Genomic DNA, 18,890 nt, shown 5'->3' on the forward strand with positions numbered 1-18,890 from the left:
TATAAAAGATATGGAAAGTAAAGTTAAACAGGATCCTCAAGAGGAAATAGATTTATTAGAGATATTTAAAACCATATGGAAAGGACGAAAAACTATTGTTAAGCTTTTTATAGCTTTTGTTATAATAGGTCTGTTTATAGCTATTTTTTCTGCTAAAGAATATACAGCGACAACAATTGTTTTACCACAGACTTCAGATAATAAAGTAGGGGGGAATTTAGGAGGATTGGCAGCAATGGCAGGGATTAATTTAGGAGGTGGTGATTCTGAAGGTATTCCACCTAGTTTATATCCTAAAGTGGTTCAAAGCATTCCCTTTCAAAAAGAACTTTTAGAGGTGCCTTTGAAGTTTTCGAACTTAGAAAAAGAAGTAACTTATAAAGAATATTATACATCTTATCAAAAATTCAATTTGTTATCAGTAATTAAAGAATATACTATTGGGTTGCCTGGAAAAATAATAAATTTGTTTAAAGAGGGAAAAATAGTGCAGACAGAGAAAACACAAGATTCAATATATATAATATCCGAAGAAGAAAATGAACTATTCGATTTATTACAAAGTCAGCTTGTAATTAATGTTAATAGTAAAGAGGATTTTGTTCAAATTTCTTTTTCAATGCCTGAAGCGATACCTGCAGCACAAATGACAAAAAAATCTCAAGAGTTATTACAAAAGGCAATAACGGAGTTTAAAATACAAAAAGCTCAAGAACAATACAAATTTATAGAAGAGCGCTATAACGAAGTAAAGAAGGACTTTATAAGTAAGCAATCTATACTGGCTAATTTTAGAGATAAAAATCAAGGTTTAATATTATCTCGTTCTCAATCACGCTTAGAGCAGTTGCAATCTGATTATAACTTAGCATATGGAGTGTATTCAGAATTGGCCAAACAGCTAGAAACTCAAAAAATTAAACTTAAAGAAAATACCCCTGTTTTTACAGTAATAGAACCAGTAAGCGTACCTGTAGAAAAATCAAAACCTAGACGTGTTTTAATTCTGATTATATGCGGTGTATTAGGGGGGGGTGTGGGAGTTAGTATAGTTTTTCTCAGAGAATGGACTAAAAAGTTTAGAAAAGAAATAAGTAGATAATGAGTGTTACAAAGTTTATATAATATTTCCTGCCTTAAAATAAAGTAAAATTAATAAAAAAGTGTATTTGCGCCTCCTTTAATAATAAAGAAATAATTTTATTAAGGATACGTAAAATGAATCAAAAAAATGATATTAGTAAGCTTTTAACATTGATCTTAAGAGTCATAAAGACAAGTTTCATTATAATTTAGATTTTTACTTTTCGTATCTGTCAGTTTTTATCATCGACCATTAGGTGTGTCAATTTTTGTGAAAAAAGAGAAGCAAGATAACAATAACAGTTGTTAAATAGTAATTAACCGATAAATAAATTTTACGTAGTCTTTATATATTAAGAAAGAATAGAACAATAAGGTTTTAATCAAGGTTAAGAAATTAAAGGACTTAAATAAATAAGTTTAATGGAAAATAATAGAATATTAATTTTAGATGATTTGCGAGGGTTAGCGATTTTAACTGTAGCTTTTTATCATTATTTTTTTGTATATTATCTAGATAAAGATACTTCACATCAATTTTTAAATGGATATAAGTTTTTTAATGATTATTTGAACCTAGGTTCGTTTGGTGTGTCTTTGTTTTTTATTACTAGTGGATTTGTAATAGCCTTGTCTTTAAAAGGAGAGGGGAATATTTATAGTGTGATTAATTTTGCCATTAAGAGGTTTTTTAGATTGTACCCTACTTATTGGTTTGCAATTATTTTTATCGTTTCTTCTATTTATTTATTAAAAGGAGAAAACAATTTTTCCCTAAGACAGATATCAATTAATTTTACGATGTTTCAAGATTTGTTAAAAGTAAAACATATAGATGGTGTTTTTTGGACTTTAGCAGTTGAATTGAAGTTTTATTTTATAGCAGCAATACTTTTTTATTTTAATCTATTAAAACGTATTAAAGCTATTGTTATTATATTTTTTATTATATCAATTATAACACTTTGTTTAGGATATTTAAAATTATATAATACCTATTTTGGAAATGGTTTATGGACCAATCTAATGCTAATGTTTTTAGGAACTGCGTTGTTTTTTCATTACAAGAAACAATTAAAAGATAAAGATTTGAAAATTTTAGTAGTATTAGTTTTTTTATATTTCAGTTTCAATTTTTATTTTTTACCATATACAGAGCATGGAGGTAATTTAGGATACTCGGTCGCTAAATTATTAGCAATATCTGTCTTTATAATTTCTCTAAAATATAAAAATAAAACCTACAGATTTACAAGGTTCTTGGGGAAAGTAAGTTACTCTTTTTATTTAATTCACCAAGTGGTAGGATTTGCAATTATATCTGTTTTAATACCATATATAGCTATGCCTTTTTCTCAGATTATTACTTTTATAGTTCTAGTTTATATATCTTTGCCAATCAATAAATTTATTGAAATCCCTAGTAATAATTTAGGTAGAAAAATTATTTCAAAAAAATATAAACGATATGAAATTAGTAAAGGGTAAATATTTAATTTACAATTTCATTTCTCTTTTTACATTACAGGGATTAAACTACATATTGCCGCTAATAACAGTACCTTATTTGTTAAGAGTTTTGGATGTAGAGCTTTTTGGTTTGCTTTCATTTGCAACAGCATTTGTTATGTATTTTGTTGTGTTGACAAATTATGGATTTCAACTTACAGCTACAAGAATGATTTCTATACACAGAAATGATAAGGATAAAATTAATGAAATTTTCAGTTCTGTGATGATGATAAAGTTTTTTCTTTTATTACTTAGTGTATTACTTTTATTAATAATAGTTTTTAGTGTTAAGCAGTTACGGATAGATATGTATGTTTATTTTTTAGCATTTGGCACTGTTATAGGGCAAGTTTTATTCCCAGTTTGGTTTTTTCAAGGTATGGAAAGAATGAAGTATATAACGTATATTAATATTATATCAAAATCTTTTTTTACTTTGCTTATGTTTGTCTTTGTAAAAAATAAATCAGACTATTTATTGGTTCCTTTTTTTACTTCTATGGGATTTATTGCCTCAGGTGTACTTTCATTAATAATAATTCGGTTAAAGTTTAATGTTCAATTTCACCTGCAAAAATTTTATACTTTGAAAGAATATTTATATGATGGTTGGCATGTTTTTGTTGCCAATGTTTATACAAATTTATATTCAACAACCAATGTTGTTCTTTTAGGTTTTGTTACTAATAACACTATAGTTGGTTATTATTCGGTAGCAGAAAAAATTACAGGAGCTGTTTCTGGTTTGTTCCTTCCTGTAAATCAAGCTCTTTATCCTTATTTGTCACGGGTGTTTTCCCAAGATAAAAAAAAATTTATCTTTTTAACAAGAAGAATATCTCTAGTTTTATTAGTCTTATCACTATTGTTTTTTACAATATCATATTATTTTACGCCAGAATTAGTTTATTTAGTTTCAGGAAAATATAACGATATTATTAATTTTATACTTTCAGTTTTGTTATTCAGAGTATTAAGTTCGCCTTTTTCTAATCTTTATTCAAACATATTAATTATTATGAAAGAGAAATCAAAGTATATGAAAGTGATGAATATTACAGTTTTACTTAATTTTTTATTTGTATTTCCATCTATTTATTTATTTCATCTAAATGGTTTTTTAATAGCATTTGTACCTCTATTGTGGGTGCATACAGCGTTATTATATAAGTATGTAAGAGAGGTAAGAGGTGAAAAACAATTTTTTAAGATTAAATAAAAAAGCTATTGATCAATGATAAACAATATTGTTAATGTTTGATATGATTTAATGTGAGTTATTTAGAGAAATGTTAGCTACTATATTAAAAAAAAGATAATAAAAACGATGAACTCAATAAAAGAATTTTTAAAGAATATTCCATATGTTGGAAGTGAAATAAAATTTATTAAAAAAACACATATATCTTTTTTAGGTAAAGAGAAATATATAAAAAAGAAGTGGTTAAGAGAATTTGGTTATCCTTTAAACATCAAGAACCCTATCACATTTAATGAAAAAATACAGTGGGAGAAAATATATTCAAATAATGAATTAGCTAAACGATGTGTAGATAAAATAGAAGTGCATAATTATGTGAAAGAGCTGATAGGTGAAAAATATCTTAATAAAATTATTGGTGTTTATTCAAATATAAGAGATATAAGGTTTGAGAATTTACCTGAAAAATTTGTAATTAAAGCCTCTCATGATAGTGGTTCTGTGTTAGTTGTAGATAATAAATCTAATATTAATCAACAAAAATTAAGGCTCATAAACAAGAATTTGAAATTAAATTATGGAAAGGTTTCCAAAGAATGGGTTTATGATGACATAAAGCCACGAATTTTAGTTGAAAATTTTTTAGAAAGTGGAGATGAAAAGTCATTAAAAGATTATAAAATATTTTGTTTTGAAGGTAAACCTAAATTGATTCAGGTAGATTTTGATCGTTTTGAAGAGCATACTCGTAATTTTTATGATATGGATTGGAATAGATTAGACTTTGAAATTTTATACAAAAATGCCGATTACGATGTTGAAAAACCAGAACTGCTAAATGAAATGATAAAACTTTCAAGTATTTTAGCTAAACCATTTAATCATGTTAGAGTAGATTGGTATATATCTCAAAATAAACTTATTTTTGGAGAGATGACTTTTTTTCCTGAAAGTGGTTTTGGGTCTTTTAGTTCAAAAGAATGGGAGAATAAATTAGGAAGCTATTTTAATATTTCAAAAGATTTATCTTATTAGGTGATAAATGTCAAAAAAACTTTAGGAGAGAACTGATATGAAAGAAATATCCAAAAGAAATTTTTATATAACTTCATTTATATTTTCTGTCATTATTATTTTTTTTGGGAATATGCAGTTAAGAACATATTTAATGTGGTTGCCTTTGATTTTAATCATTTGGTTAGCTGCTTTATTCTTAATGAAAAGATTAAAGGTTGAGAAAGTTTTTTTGAAAATTTTATTTATAAATGTACTTTGGCTACTTTATACCTTACCATTCACTTTTTCAGTATTAAGACCTGATATTCATATTAAAGCTGTTTTGGAAACATTATTGTATGTTTTGGGATTAACTATAATAATTTCCTACATTACAAATAGGAGGAGTTTATTTAATGTATTAATTTTTTTGGTCAACGTATATGTATTTGTTTCTCTTTTGATGTTAGTATTACAAATAGTTGGAATATATAATGATGGAGGAGCATTTTCGTCATTATACTCTAATAGAAATGTATTTGCTTTTATGTCTTTGGTCTTTCTTGCAATTATATTAAATATGCCTAAGTCTATACGAAATAGAAATAAAAAAAAACAAATAGTAATGTTAATTGTATTTATAATGATGACTGGATCTACCAAAGGACTCCTAGGGATTTTAATTATATTTTCTATCTATATGTTTTTTAACTATAAGTTAAGTAATGGTGTACCTCTTTTGGTTTTATTTTTTGCTGTATTTAGTGGTTTGTTAATGATATTTAATGATTCGACAGAAAGATTAATGAAAAAGGTTAATGTTTTAGAAAACTATGACGTTACTTACACAGCAGAAAATATAGGGAATGATAGTGGTGCTATTAGAATGGTTTTGGCAATTGATGCAATCAATATTTTTTTAGAACACAAGTTAAAAGGAGTAGGGGTTAATAATGGTCAATACTATTTAACGCTTCCCAAGGCTTTTAGGTCACAAATGAATTCAATTAATAGCCAAAATAATATAACCGAAATGTTATTAAATGCTGGGATTCCTGGTTTCTTACTTTATTATTTTCCATTAATATATCTTCTTTACAAAAGTAGTAGGAGTAAAACAAAACATAAAGAAATAAAAGTAATGATAATTACGTTAATTACTCTAAAATTATCTATGGATATTGGTATGAAGAGTTACAATGATGCAGCTCATGTTTTTTCTATTATTTTGGTTTGGAGTTTGTTTTATAGATACATCAAGAATGATGTGTCTCCATATAAAATTCAAAATAAAAATAAATGAAAGGAAAACTTATTATATATACTGCCATCTTTGGTGATTATGATGATTTAATTGAACCAAAGAAACACTATGAAAACTGTGATTTTATTTGTTTTACAGATCAAGAGTATTTAAAATCAAGTGTTTGGGATGTTAAGTTAATTACAGATTCTGATTTAAAACCCAATATGATGAATCGTAAATATAAAATATTACCTCATGAGTTTTTCCCTAATTATGATTACAGTCTATATATTGATGCTAATGTGGCAGTAACTGAGAATCCTTATGATTTATTGGAGAAATATATGAAACAAAATATGATTTTTGTACCACATCACCCAAAAAGGAATTGCTTATATCAAGAAGCAAAAGCATGTGTTGCGTCAGGAAAAGCGAATGTTTTTGATGTAAGGAAACAAATAAATAAATATAGATTAAAGAATTTCCCTAAAGAATACGGGTTAGGAGAAAATAACATTATTCTACGTAGGCATAATGAATCTAAGGTAATTAAAGTAATGTCAGATTGGTGGCAAGAAATGAATAAAGAAACGCAAAGAGATCAATTGAGTTTTGCTTATGTTTTGTGGAAAAATAATTTAAAGTTTACTTTTATGGACGAATCCTCAAAGAATAATAGTGAGTACTTTGATTACACTTTACATAAAGGAGCATCATCTAGATTTTACATGTGGAAAAATAAATTTTTAATAATCTTAAGAAGGTTGACAATTACAAATTTAGTTTAAAGAGTAAATATGAAAGTATATGGAGTATTAGTTACGTATAACCCTGATTATAATGAGTTAGAGGAAGCAGTGGAAAGATTGTTAGAACAAGTAGACAAATTGGTGATTGCTAATAATTCAAAGTATGATGTTTTTTTTAACCATGAAAGAATTTATATTTTTAATTTTGGAGAAAATTTAGGTATTGCTAAAGCACAATCTATTGCAATGAAATGGGCATTTATTGACGAGAAAGCCGAGTTTATTGTACAGATGGATCAAGATAGTATTATTCCGGTAGATATGGTTAAACAGCTACTTAATAAGTATCAAAAACTATCAAGTTTAAATATGCGAGTTGGAATCATTGGGCCTAAGCATTATGATAAAACAACAAATCAAGTAGATAAGAGTAGGTTAATTAAGGGTGATAATATAGAGAATGAAAATTGTACCATTGTCAAAGCAACAATAAGTTCAGGTAGTTTAATACCCAGAGAGGCTTATTTGACTATTGGAGGAATGGATGACGGACTGTTTATTGATTTTGTTGATTGGGAATATTCATGGCGATTAAAACAGCATGGTTGGCTAACTATCCGTGCAAATGGTATATTACTTGGGCATCAAGTCGGGGATGGTAAACAGAAAATCTTAGGGAAAATAGATGCTCGCATTCCTGCACCTATAAGACATTATTACCATACTAGAAATATTTTTTTGTTACTACCTAGAGATTATGCCCCTCTAAAGTGGAAAATAAAAGAATTATATAAATTATTTTTTAAACTAATTATATACCCTTTTGTTTTTTCAGATGGTTTTTTCCGTTGTAAATATATTCTCAGAGGTATTAAAGATGGTGTTTTGCAGAGGTATGGTCGTATTGATCAACTTTATAGAAGGTGAACCTAAAAGAAAGTAAAAATAAACAGACAAGAAACACTGGTGACATAGAGTTTGAGTGTGAAAGTTTGATATACTATAATATTAGTAGGTTTATTAAGTTTTAGTCAATTAGCGGGTAGTAGTAATTAAGATATAAGTAGATGAAAATAGCATTTTTAGGTGACGTAGCTCTTTTTGGAAGATTTGATATTGTAAATAATCCAGAGGTTTTTGAATATTTTTCAGAATTAAAAAACACATTAAATAATGTGGATTATATTGTAGCTAACTTAGAAGCTCCTTTTTTGAATGATGGAAAGAAAATGGGCTCTAAATCCGCCTATTTAGCAGCGAAGAAAAGTAATATTGAAATACTAAAATTTTTAGGTATAAATGCCGTGTCTCTAGCTAATAATCATGTTTTTGATTATGGGTTGGAGGGGTGCCAATCCACCATAGAACTACTAGAAGAAAATAATATTGAATGGTTTGGTTGTGCAGGTAAAGATCTTTTAATAGATAATAATGAAAAATTAGTATTTCATGGTTATTGTTCTTATGATACTAATTTACTAGGAGCGAGAAAAGATAATTTACCACAAGGAGTAAATATATTAGACGTTGATGATGTAAAGAATAAAATGAAAGAATACCAAGAGAAAGGGTATTTTAATTTTATTAGTGTTCATTCAGGGATAGAACATGTAAATATACCTAGTCTTGAAAGCATACAATTTGCCCATGCTTTAAGTGAGTTGATGCCTTATGTATACTATGGTCATCATCCACATGTTATGCAAGGTGTTGAAAATATAAATGATAGTGTTATTGCTTATAGTTTGGGTAATTTTTGTTTTGATGATGTAATTGATGATAGGACAGGGCAGAAGTTAGTAGAGCTTAATGAAGATAATAAGAGTTCTTTGATTTTGACAGTAGAATTACATGAAGGAAAACTTGTTAATTCAGAAAAAATAGGGTTATATCAGGGCGAAGATAGGTATGAGGTCCATAGTATAAAATCAGAACAATTATTAGAGAATTATTCTGATTATTTAAAATTAACCAACGACGAATTGTTAAAAAAACGCCATGAACAGATATCAGAGTTATATGCTAAAAGAAATGCTGTTAGAAATTTTAAATGGTTACTATCACGTTTAAACTTTGAAACTATACAGAGGCGCTATGAATTAGTAAGGAATGCAAGATTAAATAAAAAGCATTTTTTAAATAAGCTTTAATATACTGTAAAATTGTCATACGTTATAAGTAGATAAAAAGTTAATGGAGTCTAATATAGGAAATAGATTAAATATTTAGTTAAACATAAAGAGTTTAAAACTAATTAAAAAACATATTGATAATATGATTAAAGAGTTTATAATTAACCTTCTAGGTTTTTTACCAGATGAAATATTTTGTAGGTTAACATTTTTAATTAAGCATAAAAGATTACCAAATCTTAAAAGCCCTAAATATTTTAACGATAAATTATTGTTTTTGAAATTAAATGTTAGAGATAAAAGACAATCGAAATTAGTTGATAAATATGAAGTTAGAAACTATATTAAAGAAACAATAGGAGAGGAGTATTTAATTCCACTAGTGGGCGTTTACAATAAGGTTGAAGATGTTGTAATAGATAATCTTCCACAAAAATTTGTTATAAAGATGACAAATGGGTCTCAAAATAATATTATCTGTAAAGATAAAAGTAGATTTAGTTGGAATAAATCACAGATTAAACTAAACAAATGGTTAAAATATAATTATTATAAAAGAACTAGAGAATGGCCTTACAAGAATGTGAACAATAGAATAGTAATTGAAGAGTTTTTAGAAACTAAAGATGACAATTTAATAGATTATAAATTCTTTTGTTTTGAAGGTATACCAAAGTTTATTCAGTTAGACATAGATAGGTTTAAAGGACATAAAAGAGACTTTTATGATATGAGTTTTAAAAAAATTGAAAGATTTAATATAACATATGTAAATTCGAACTCTAAACTAGAAAAACCTAAAAACTTTGACGGAATGGTTAAATTAGTAAAAAAACTAGCTAAACCATGGAAGTTTGTTAGGATAGATTTTTATAATATAGAAGGAGCAATTTACTTTGGAGAAATTACTTTTTATCCAGGAAACTGTAATGAACCAGTTAATCCTGTGGAGAAAAGGATAGAATTAGGTAGTTATTTAAAAATTTAATTATGAATGTAGGTATTTTACTTAATACTTCGTGGTACATTTACAATTTTAGAAAAAAATTAATTAAAAAAATTTTAGAAGAAGGTTATAATGTAGTTGCGATAGCTCCAAAAGATGAATATTCTAAAAAGCTTGTAGATTTAGGATGTGATTTTGAGCATGTTAAAATGGATTCAAAATCTAAAAATCCAATTAAAGATATTAAGCTTTCGTATGAGGTTTATAAAATACTCAAACGAAAAAAAATAGATGTACTTTTAAATTTTACTATAAAGCCTAATGTTTATGGTTCATTTGCCTCACGTTTTTTAAATATTAAGTGTATTAATAATGTAGCTGGAATGGGAACTTTATTTTCTGAGGGAGCTATTTCAAGATATATATTTAAAGCGTTATTTAAATATTCACAAAAGAAAGTAGATTGTGTGTTTTTTCAAAACCCAGATGATTTAGAAGAGTTTTTGTCAAATAAAATTATTGAAAAGAAGAAAGCTAAATTATTACCAGGATCTGGGGTGAATTTAGAAGAGTTTGATTACAAACCTAGTAAACAAAATGATAAGGTAGTTTTTTTATTAGTAGCTAGAATGATCTATCCTAAAGGAGTTGTTGAATTAGTTGAAGCAGGGAAAAAAATAAGGGAAAGAGGATATGTGAGTTTTGAAATTCAACTATTAGGTGAATTAGGTGTTAATAATCCTAATGCGATAGAGAAAAGCGAATTTGATAAAATATGTTCATATGATTTTGTAAACTATCTAGGTAAGACAGATAATGTAAGAAAAGTTTTAGAAAAAGGTAACGTAATAGTACTACCTTCTTACTATAGAGAAGGAACACCAAAAAGTTTATTAGAAGCATTGGCTGTAGGAAGACCAATAATTACTACCAATATGCCAGGTTGTAAAGAAACTGTAGTAGATGGTCTTAATGGCTATATATGTCACCCCAGAAATATTAACTCATTAGCAGAAAAGATGCAAAAAGTATTAACGCTTTCGTATGAAGACCGATTAGAAATGGGAAAACAGTCAAGAATGATTGCAGAGAAAAAATTTGATGAAAGAATTGTTATAGATAAGTACTTAAAAGAAATAAAAAGATGAAAGGAATAATACTAGCAGGAGGAAGTGGTACACGTTTATACCCTATTACCAAAGGAGTATCAAAACAATTACTACCTGTTTATGACAAACCAATGATTTATTACCCTTTATCGGTTTTAATGTTAGCAGGAATAAAAGAAATATTGATAATATCAACTCCTGAGGATTTACCGAATTTTAAAAAGCTTTTAGGAGATGGTAATGATTTAGGAATAAATCTTTTTTACAAAGAGCAACCTAGTCCTGATGGTCTAGCGCAAGCATTTATTATTGGTGAAAAGTTTATAGGTAATGATGATGTGTGTTTAATTTTAGGGGATAATATTTTTTATGGACATGGGCTAACTGAAATGCTACAAAATGCTAAAGCTAATGTAGAAAAAGAAAGAAAAGCTACTGTGTTTGGATACTATGTTAATGACCCCGAACGTTATGGAGTTGCAGAGTTTGATTCAAATGGAAATGTTACGTCTATTGAAGAAAAACCAAAAGTGCCAAAATCTAATTATGCAGTTGTTGGCTTATACTTTTATCCTAATAATGTTGTAGGAATAGCAAAAAATGTAAAACCATCATATAGGGGAGAGTTAGAGATAACTTCAGTAAATCAAGAGTATTTAAACAAAGAATCTTTAAAGGTAGAACTAATGGGAAGAGGGTTTGCATGGCTAGACACAGGTACACACGATTCATTAATGGAAGCAGGACAGTTTATTGAAACAATTGAAAAGCGTCAGGGATTAAAAGTAGCATGCCTAGAAGAGATAGCTCTCTATATGGGGTATATAACGAAAGGAGAGGTGAGGAAATTAGCTGAACCACTTAAGAAAAATAATTATGGGCAATATTTATTAAACTTAGTTAATAAGTAGTTATGAATTTTATCAAAACAGAAATACCAGAAGTGGTAATTATTGAGCCTAAAGTTTTTGGTGATCATAGAGGGTATTTTTTTGAATCTTTTAATCAGAAAGAATTTGAAGAAAATATTAAAAGAATATCTTTTTTACAAGATAATGAGTCCAAGTCTAAAAGAGGAGTTTTAAGAGGGTTGCATTTTCAAAAGCCACCTTTTGCCCAAGCTAAATTAGTACGTTGTATTCAAGGAGAAGTGGTAGATGTCGCAGTAGATATTAGAGTTGGTTCCCCTACGTATGGAAAACATGTAGCAGTAGTTTTATCTGGAGAAAACAAGAGACAATTATTCGTTCCAAGAGGTTTTGCACATGGTTTTGCAGTATTGTCAGAAGAAGCAACTTTTGCTTATAAGGTGGATAATTGGTATGCGCCTGATCATGACTGTGGAATAAAATGGAATGATAATAACTTACAAATTGATTGGAAAGTAATGCAAGAAGAAGTTCAATTATCGGAAAAAGACATGGTATTAACTTCTTTAGAAGAGTTAAAAAGTCCTTTTAAGTACTAAGATGAATATATTAATAACGGGAGCAACTGGTCAGTTAGGGTCAGAAATAAGAGAATTATCTTCAGATTATATGGAATATAATTTCTTTTTTGAAAACTCTATGGGATTAGATATAATAGATTACAGTAATGTTAATTCTTATATTAAGTCAAATAAAATAGATGTAATAATTAATTGTGCTGCCTATACAGCTGTAGATAAAGCAGAGGAAGCTAAAGAAGAAGCTGAAGCTGTTAATAGTATAGGGGTTTATAATTTAGCAAAGTCAATTAATAATGTTGGAGGGAAACTAATACATATTTCAACAGATTATGTTTTTAGTGGAGACAACTATATTCCTTATAAAGAAGAAGATGAAATAAATCCAATTGGAGTTTATGGAAGCACTAAAAGACATGGAGAAGAGTTTTTTATAAATTCTGAAGTAGAAGGAATAGTTATAAGAACTTCTTGGGTTTATTCTAGCTATGGAAATAATTTTGTTAAAACAATGTTACGTTTAGGTAGGAGTAAACATAATTTAAATGTAATTTTTGATCAAGTAGGTTCTCCTACTTATGCAAGAGATTTAGCTAAAGTATGTCTTGATTTAGTGAAAGAGGACCTAACGAATAAATCAAAAATTTATCATTATTCAAATGAAGGGATTGCATCTTGGTATGACTTTTCAAAAGCAATAATGGAGTTTGATAATAATATCACTTGTGTGATTAACCCAATTGAATCGAAAGATTATCCCACACCAGCTAAAAGACCTCATTATTCAGTATTAAATAAAGGAAAAATAAAAAAAGATTTTAACATAGAAATACCGTATTGGAGAGATTCGTTAAACCAATGTGTTAAAAAGATAAAAAAAGACAGATAGTATGAAAAATATATTAATTACAGGAGGAGCTGGTTTTATAGGTTCACATGTTGTGAGATTGTTTGTAAATAATTATCCTGACTACAATATAGTTAATTTAGATGTTCTTACGTATGCAGGTAATCTTGAAAACTTGAGGGATATTGAAGACAAACCTAACTACACATTTGTAAAGGCTGATATTTGCAATTATGAAGTAATAAAAAGTATATTTTCTAAATATGATATTGATGGTGTTATTCATTTAGCAGCTGAATCACATGTAGATAGATCTATAAAAGATCCGTTTTCTTTTGCCAGAACGAATGTAATGGGAACTTTGAGCTTATTACAAGCGGCAAAAAATTATTGGGGAGAAAGCTTTGAAGACAAGTTGTTTTATCATGTATCCACTGATGAAGTTTATGGTACTTTAGGAGATAAAGGTTTTTTTACAGAAAATACTTCTTATGACCCTCATTCGCCATATTCAGCATCAAAAGCTTCTTCCGACCATTTTGTAAGAGCTTTTTACGATACTTATGGCTTGCCAATTGTGATATCAAATTGCTCAAATAACTATGGAGCATACCAATTTCCTGAAAAATTAATTCCACTTTTCATTAATAATATATGTAATAATAAACCTCTTCCTGTATATGGGAAGGGAGAGAATGTTAGAGACTGGTTATTTGTAAATGATCATGCTAGAGCAATAGATGTTATTTTTCATAAAGGTAAATTAGGTGAAACCTATAACATTGGTGGCTTTAACGAATGGAAAAATATCGATTTGATAAAGGTTCTTATAAAAACTGTTGATAGCCTCTTAGGAAGAGAAGAAGGTACTTCTGAAGAGTTAATTACCTATGTTAAAGATAGAGCGGGACATGACTATCGTTATGCCATTGATTCATCTAAGTTAAAAAATGAATTAGGTTGGGAGCCTTCTTTACAGTTTGAAGAGGGTATAGAAAAAACAGTAAAATGGTATTTAGAAAATGAAGAATGGATTAATAATGTAACAAGTGGAGAATACCAAAAGTATTATAAAGAAATGTATCAAATCAAATAAAAAAGAATAATTAATTTTTTAATGCCACAAACTTTCTTAATTTTGCGTTAAAATTCTATGCTGTTATGTTATTAGGTTTACTAAGTGTTTTTTTGTTAGGGGCTTTTTTAGCGACTTACTTTATTATACCTAAAATAATTAAAGTAGTATTTTATAAAAAGTTGCTAGATGAACCTAATAAAAGAAGCTCTCACACAAAGGTTACACCAACCTTGGGCGGTGTAGCTTTTTTTATTACCCTAATATTATCTTTTTTCTTTTTAAAAAAATGGGACGAGGAAACTATAAGTTTAAGCTTAATGGTGAGCTTAACAGTTTTGTTTATTATTGGTTTAAAAGACGATTTAGTAGCTTTATCAGCTACTACTAAATCTATAGCTCAATTATTGGCAATTACATTTTTGGTGTATGATAATAATCTATTAATAGAATCTCTAGGAGGTTTTTTGGGAATAACTCAATTAAATTATTGGGCATGTTTATTCTTTATTTACTTTTCTACTTTCTTTATTATAAACTCATTTAATTTAATTGATGGAATAGACGGTTTAGCTTCTTCGATTGGAATAACAATATTTACATTTTTTGCAGTTATTTTTTATTTTTTAGGGCAAAATTATTACCTATTTCTATGTGTTGTTTTAGTAGGGACATTGTTAGCTTTTTTGACTTATAACTTGTCGGAAAAGAAAAAGATTTTTATGGGAGATACAGGGTCTATGATTATAGGTTTTTTAATAGCGGTTCTTGCATTTAAAATATTGACACATCAAAAAGAAATCGAAGTTATAGGTGTATTACCAGAAAACTTACCTATAATACTAACTTCGATAATATCAATACCTATTCTAGATACAATAAGAGTTTTTATTATTAGAACAGTAAATAAAAGAAGCTTTTTTATAGCAGATAGAAATCACGTGCACCATATTTTTGTGGATAGAGGTTTTACTCATAAAAAAGCAACACTTTTTATAGTTATAATAAATATGATAATCACATCATTAGTGTATTTATTGTCAACTAGGCTAAATAGCTTTTTTTTACTATTGTTTTTTATTTTTTTATCGATAATTTTTTACTTGGCAATTTTTTACTTGTTAAAAAAAAATGAGTCTAAAGAACTAAAAAAAAACTCTAACTTGTTATATAGGGTGGCTGACTCTATTCTAAGTATTTTTTTATAAAAGAATACTATTCTTGAATATCAAATATACATGATACACATTGTGTTTGTAATTATTTTAGCTGCCTTATATAAGACGGTGTATGTTATATTTCTTATCAAAAAACAATTATTTATAGATTTAGTTTCTTTTTAAAATGGAAAAAATACTAGTAACAGGAGGTTTAGGTTTTATAGGATCTCATGTCGTAGTAGAGTTACAAAACTCAGGTTTTGAGGTAGTGATTATCGATGATTTATCTAATTCTAAAATAGATGTATTAGAACAAATTACTAAAATATCCAATATTAAACCAGACTTTTATCAGATAGACTTACGAGATAAAAAAGCAGTACGTAGCTTTTTTAATGATGGTACAATTGATGGAGTAATACATTTTGCTGCTTTTAAGGCTGTAGGAGAAAGTGTTCAAAAGCCATTGGATTATTACGAGAATAATATCAACGCTTTAGTTTATCTGTTACAAGAAATGAAAAATAGGAATATTGATCATTTTATTTTTAGCTCATCATGTACGGTTTATGGACAAGCAGACGAGTTACCTATTACAGAAGACGCTCCAGTAAAGATTGCTGAATCTCCTTATGGTAATACTAAGCAAATAGGAGAAGAAATTATTAAAGATAGTTGTAAGGCTTATGATATGAACGCTATAGCTTTACGATATTTTAATCCTATAGGAGCTCATGAATCTATAAAAATAGGAGAGTTACCGTTAGGTGTTCCACAAAATTTGATTCCATTTATCACGCAAACGGCTGCTGGTATTCGAGAAGAACTAGCTGTTTTTGGAGACGATTACCCAACATCAGATGGAACTGCTATTCGTGATTATATTCATGTTGTAGATTTAGCAAGAGCTCATGTAAAAGCATTACAGCGTTTGTTGAATAAAGAAAATAAAGAAAATTTTGAGTTTTTTAATGTGGGAACTGGCAAAGGAAGTTCTGTGATGGAGATTATAAAAACTTTTGAAAAAGTTACTCAACAATCGTTGAATTACAAAATAGTAGGAAGAAGAGAAGGAGATATCACAGCAGCATATGCAGATACAACTAAAGCGAATGAAGTTTTAGGATGGAAGCCTCAAGAAACATTAGAAGAGGCTTTACTATCCGCCTGGAAATGGCAACAGAAAGAATAGTTAAAAAAATATTTTATCATATTTCTACAGATAAGTTATAAGGTTCTTAGGGAGATAAGAAGGAGCATCAGAAGAACTAATCACTCACGTAAAAGATAGAGCAGGTCATGATTTTCGTTATGCAATAGACGCATCAAAGCTTAAGAATGAGCTAGGATGGAAACCTTCTTTACAATTTGAAGAAGGAATAGAAAAAACAGTTAAATGGTATTTGAAAAATAAAGATTGGGTTAAGAATGTCACAAGTGGAGAGTACCAAAAATATTACAAAGAAATGTATGGGTAATACAAAAGCCAAAACTTTTTAGTTTTGGCTTTTGTATTATAAAATTTAGATTAGATTTTATCTAAGTCTACTTAAACTTAAATCTTCATTGTATTTAACAATAAATAAACCTTGATTTCCACTGCTCCCAAACATCTTTTTATGGTAGTTAAATTTATTTTCAACACGTAAAGAAACACCTTTTTTAAAGGTGTCTGTAAGTTCATTTCCTGAAGCCAAACGCATTAAAACATCATATGTTATATCAAAACCTTTAATAGCATAGTCTGAAGGAATAGTGTTGTTTTTTTGTAAATATTTATTGTTAAAATCTTTAGTTTCTATGGCATTTTCGTCTGAATAAGTATTAGAAACATAAGTGAAATTTATACTAGCAAGTTTATTATTATCAATCTTATCGTAAGCATTGCCTTTACTAATAGCAAATACCTGAACTTTAGTTTCGTCAGGTAAACTAATCATACTATTTAGAGCATCAGCAACTACTACATTGTCGTCAGAAGCAATTATAACCCAGTTATGTCTTTTAGAAGACATCTTACTTGTAAAACGCGTTCTCTTTATATAGCCTTTTTCAGGCTTTAAGACATGTATATTATTAATACTATCATGTTTTTTTAGTTCAGATATAATTATAGAAACTTTTGAATTTGTGTCTTTCTTTTCGTCACTGACAATAAATATTTCTTGATCTTTATAACTATCTTTTAAATAAGATGCTAAGTATATCTGATAGCTGTTTTTTTCAGGAGCTGTCTTAATTAACTTAGGTGAAGAAAATTTATCTTGTTTATTAGAGTAGTGTGGAAAAACGACTTTAGAGTTTACATTACGAGCAATAACTTCTGCTTTATCAGAATAAAAAGGACCAATAATTACATCTGTATTTTCTAATTTTTTATTTTCAAGAATTGTGGTTACATTCTTTCCTCTATTTCCTGTATCAAAAACGTTAACATTTACTTTAACTCCTTGTCTTTTTATAGAATCAATAGCAATTTCTGCTCCCATATAGAAGTCAGTTACCATATTAGTTAAAGGGTTGTCATCAAAAATATCTTTATTTGATTTTTCACTATATTCATCAGCCTTGAAAGGAAGTAAAATAGCAAGATTAATAGATGTGTTAACTTGAATAGAATCTTTGTAAAAAGAATAGTTTTCTCTTTTACTAACCTCTTCAATAGGTTTTATTTTTAATAATTGACCTACTGATAATTTATTGTCAGCCAAATCTGGATATTCTGGGTTCAAGCGTAGTAAGTCCTCTTTAGATACATTGTAAAAACGAGTTAAACTATACATAGTTTCTTTACTCTTAACAGTATGCGTTAAGAATTTTTCTAAAACTTCATTTTTATTAATGGTAACTGTTTTTTCTAAAGCCTTAACCTTTAATATCTGACCAATACTTAAATTATTACTTTGAATATTGGTGTACTCAGGGTTAAATTTAATTAAATCCTCTTTTGTTATACCATATTGTTTTGTAATACGATACACAGTTTCTCCCTTTTGAACTTCGTGAGTTTCATACTCAACAACTGTTTGTTGAAAAACAGTATCATCTTCTTCAGTTTCAATAGCCGTACCTTTGTTATTATTAGTATCGGTAGTATTTACCTCTTCTTCAGCTGAGGTAGTAGACGAAGAAGTACTCTTTTTAATTTTAGGGTTTGGTATTACAATTACTGTGTTAGCTTCAGGACGTCTTCCGACATCAGGGTTTAAACGTAATAAATCTTTCGTTTTTATGTCTAAACGATCCGCAATGTCTCGCATCGTTTCACCTTCTTGAATTTTGTAGGATACATAACGTTTTTGCTGGCCACAAGAAACGGCAAAAGTTAAAACACAAACTAATAGTAAAAACTGTAATTTCTTCATCTACTCTTTTTTTATATTAATG

At 28.1% G+C, this 18,890-nt stretch carries 17 protein-coding genes and 1 pseudogene; 17 read left to right on the forward strand and 1 reads right to left on the reverse strand.

Annotated features, from left to right (window positions below):
- The first annotated feature begins 10 nt into the window (after nt 1–10).
- The 17 genes and pseudogenes from ABMY20_RS08315 to ABMY20_RS08395 form a co-directional block, all read left to right on the forward strand.
- On the forward strand, nt 11–1,102 hold the full coding sequence (locus ABMY20_RS08315; protein ID WP_349265063.1) for a Wzz/FepE/Etk N-terminal domain-containing protein: 1,092 nt from the start codon (nt 11–13) through the stop codon (nt 1,100–1,102).
- A gap of 404 nt (nt 1,103–1,506) precedes the next feature.
- On the forward strand, nt 1,507–2,571 hold the full coding sequence (locus tag ABMY20_RS08320; protein WP_349265064.1) for an acyltransferase: 1,065 nt from the start codon (nt 1,507–1,509) through the stop codon (nt 2,569–2,571).
- Nucleotides 2,552–3,814 carry a flippase gene (locus ABMY20_RS08325; RefSeq protein ID WP_349265065.1) on the forward strand — a complete coding sequence of 421 codons (1,263 nt, stop codon included), beginning with the start codon at nt 2,552–2,554 and terminating at the stop codon, nt 3,812–3,814. The genes ABMY20_RS08320 and ABMY20_RS08325 overlap by 20 nt, the downstream gene beginning before the upstream one ends.
- 108 nt (nt 3,815–3,922) lie before the next feature.
- A complete protein-coding gene (locus ABMY20_RS08330) occupies nt 3,923–4,831 on the forward strand; it encodes an ATP-grasp fold amidoligase family protein (protein WP_349265066.1) in 909 nt (302 codons plus the stop codon).
- 37 nt (nt 4,832–4,868) lie between these two features.
- The gene (locus ABMY20_RS08335; protein ID WP_349265067.1) at nt 4,869–6,095 is read left to right on the forward strand and encodes an O-antigen ligase family protein; all 1,227 of its coding nucleotides are present in this window, start codon (nt 4,869–4,871) and stop codon (nt 6,093–6,095) included.
- Nucleotides 6,092–6,826 carry a glycosyltransferase domain-containing protein gene (locus ABMY20_RS08340; RefSeq protein WP_349265068.1) on the forward strand — a complete coding sequence of 245 codons (735 nt, stop codon included), beginning with the start codon at nt 6,092–6,094 and terminating at the stop codon, nt 6,824–6,826. Before ABMY20_RS08335 ends, ABMY20_RS08340 begins: the two co-directional genes overlap by 4 nt.
- 9 nt (nt 6,827–6,835) lie before the next feature.
- Nucleotides 6,836–7,714, forward strand: coding sequence for a glycosyltransferase family 2 protein (locus ABMY20_RS08345; RefSeq protein ID WP_349265069.1), 879 nt, complete (start codon nt 6,836–6,838; stop codon nt 7,712–7,714).
- Nucleotides 7,715–7,854: 140 nt separating this feature from the next.
- Nucleotides 7,855–8,937, forward strand: coding sequence for a CapA family protein (locus ABMY20_RS08350; protein ID WP_349265070.1), 1,083 nt, complete (start codon nt 7,855–7,857; stop codon nt 8,935–8,937).
- A gap of 124 nt (nt 8,938–9,061) precedes the next feature.
- The gene (locus tag ABMY20_RS08355; protein ID WP_349265071.1) at nt 9,062–9,907 is read left to right on the forward strand and encodes an ATP-grasp fold amidoligase family protein; all 846 of its coding nucleotides are present in this window, start codon (nt 9,062–9,064) and stop codon (nt 9,905–9,907) included.
- Between the two features lie 2 nt (nt 9,908–9,909).
- Nucleotides 9,910–11,013, forward strand: a complete 1,104-nt coding sequence (locus ABMY20_RS08360; RefSeq protein WP_349265072.1) for a glycosyltransferase family 4 protein — start codon at nt 9,910–9,912, stop codon at nt 11,011–11,013.
- Nucleotides 11,010–11,885 carry a glucose-1-phosphate thymidylyltransferase RfbA gene (gene rfbA, locus ABMY20_RS08365; protein ID WP_349265073.1) on the forward strand — a complete coding sequence of 292 codons (876 nt, stop codon included), beginning with the start codon at nt 11,010–11,012 and terminating at the stop codon, nt 11,883–11,885. Before ABMY20_RS08360 ends, rfbA begins: the two co-directional genes overlap by 4 nt.
- A gap of 2 nt (nt 11,886–11,887) precedes the next feature.
- Nucleotides 11,888–12,442, forward strand: coding sequence for a dTDP-4-dehydrorhamnose 3,5-epimerase (gene rfbC / locus ABMY20_RS08370; protein ID WP_349265074.1), 555 nt, complete (start codon nt 11,888–11,890; stop codon nt 12,440–12,442).
- Nucleotide 12,443: 1 nt separating this feature from the next.
- On the forward strand, nt 12,444–13,310 hold the full coding sequence (gene rfbD / locus ABMY20_RS08375; protein WP_349265075.1) for a dTDP-4-dehydrorhamnose reductase: 867 nt from the start codon (nt 12,444–12,446) through the stop codon (nt 13,308–13,310).
- Nucleotide 13,311: 1 nt separating this feature from the next.
- Nucleotides 13,312–14,364: a dTDP-glucose 4,6-dehydratase gene (gene rfbB, locus ABMY20_RS08380; RefSeq protein ID WP_349265076.1), complete on the forward strand. Its 1,053-nt coding sequence runs from the start codon at nt 13,312–13,314 to the stop codon at nt 14,362–14,364.
- 65 nt (nt 14,365–14,429) lie between these two features.
- Nucleotides 14,430–15,551, forward strand: coding sequence for an MraY family glycosyltransferase (locus ABMY20_RS08385; RefSeq protein ID WP_349265077.1), 1,122 nt, complete (start codon nt 14,430–14,432; stop codon nt 15,549–15,551).
- A 136-nt stretch (nt 15,552–15,687) separates the two neighbouring features.
- Nucleotides 15,688–16,695: a UDP-glucose 4-epimerase GalE gene (galE, locus tag ABMY20_RS08390; protein ID WP_349265078.1), complete on the forward strand. Its 1,008-nt coding sequence runs from the start codon at nt 15,688–15,690 to the stop codon at nt 16,693–16,695.
- Between the two features lie 46 nt (nt 16,696–16,741).
- A pseudogene (locus ABMY20_RS08395) lies at nt 16,742–16,981 on the forward strand (GDP-mannose 4,6-dehydratase); the annotation flags it as partial.
- A gap of 57 nt (nt 16,982–17,038) precedes the next feature.
- Here ABMY20_RS08395 and ABMY20_RS08400 read toward each other — a convergent pair.
- Entirely contained in the window at nt 17,039–18,868 is a 1,830-nt protein-coding gene (locus ABMY20_RS08400) for a LysM peptidoglycan-binding domain-containing protein (RefSeq protein ID WP_349265079.1), read from the reverse strand.
- Between the last annotated feature and the right edge of the window lie 22 nt (nt 18,869–18,890).

This window comes from Tenacibaculum sp. SSH1-16 (assembly GCF_040104435.1).
In the GTDB taxonomy this organism is placed as follows: Bacteria; Bacteroidota; Bacteroidia; order Flavobacteriales; family Flavobacteriaceae; genus Polaribacter; species Polaribacter mesophilus.

Excerpts from the sequence above, each read along its gene's own strand:
- ABMY20_RS08360 (WP_349265072.1), top strand. The coding sequence starts at position 9,910 with ATGAATGTAGGTATTTTACTTAATACTTCGTGGTACATTTACAATTTT.
- rfbC (WP_349265074.1), top strand. The coding sequence starts at position 11,888 with ATGAATTTTATCAAAACAGAAATACCAGAAGTGGTAATTATTGAGCCT.
- ABMY20_RS08320 (WP_349265064.1), top strand. The coding sequence starts at position 1,507 with ATGGAAAATAATAGAATATTAATTTTAGATGATTTGCGAGGGTTAGCG.
- rfbB (WP_349265076.1), top strand. The coding sequence starts at position 13,312 with ATGAAAAATATATTAATTACAGGAGGAGCTGGTTTTATAGGTTCACAT.
- ABMY20_RS08385 (WP_349265077.1), top strand. The coding sequence starts at position 14,430 with ATGTTATTAGGTTTACTAAGTGTTTTTTTGTTAGGGGCTTTTTTAGCG.
- ABMY20_RS08335 (WP_349265067.1), top strand. The coding sequence starts at position 4,869 with ATGAAAGAAATATCCAAAAGAAATTTTTATATAACTTCATTTATATTT.
- ABMY20_RS08400 (WP_349265079.1), bottom strand. The coding sequence starts at position 18,868 with ATGAAGAAATTACAGTTTTTACTATTAGTTTGTGTTTTAACTTTTGCC.
- ABMY20_RS08345 (WP_349265069.1), top strand. The coding sequence starts at position 6,836 with ATGAAAGTATATGGAGTATTAGTTACGTATAACCCTGATTATAATGAG.
- rfbD (WP_349265075.1), top strand. The coding sequence starts at position 12,444 with ATGAATATATTAATAACGGGAGCAACTGGTCAGTTAGGGTCAGAAATA.
- ABMY20_RS08340 (WP_349265068.1), top strand. The coding sequence starts at position 6,092 with ATGAAAGGAAAACTTATTATATATACTGCCATCTTTGGTGATTATGAT.
- ABMY20_RS08330 (WP_349265066.1), top strand. The coding sequence starts at position 3,923 with ATGAACTCAATAAAAGAATTTTTAAAGAATATTCCATATGTTGGAAGT.
- ABMY20_RS08350 (WP_349265070.1), top strand. The coding sequence starts at position 7,855 with ATGAAAATAGCATTTTTAGGTGACGTAGCTCTTTTTGGAAGATTTGAT.
- galE (WP_349265078.1), top strand. The coding sequence starts at position 15,688 with ATGGAAAAAATACTAGTAACAGGAGGTTTAGGTTTTATAGGATCTCAT.
- ABMY20_RS08355 (WP_349265071.1), top strand. The coding sequence starts at position 9,062 with ATGATTAAAGAGTTTATAATTAACCTTCTAGGTTTTTTACCAGATGAA.
- ABMY20_RS08315 (WP_349265063.1), top strand. The coding sequence starts at position 11 with ATGGAAAGTAAAGTTAAACAGGATCCTCAAGAGGAAATAGATTTATTA.
- ABMY20_RS08325 (WP_349265065.1), top strand. The coding sequence starts at position 2,552 with ATGAAATTAGTAAAGGGTAAATATTTAATTTACAATTTCATTTCTCTT.
- rfbA (WP_349265073.1), top strand. The coding sequence starts at position 11,010 with ATGAAAGGAATAATACTAGCAGGAGGAAGTGGTACACGTTTATACCCT.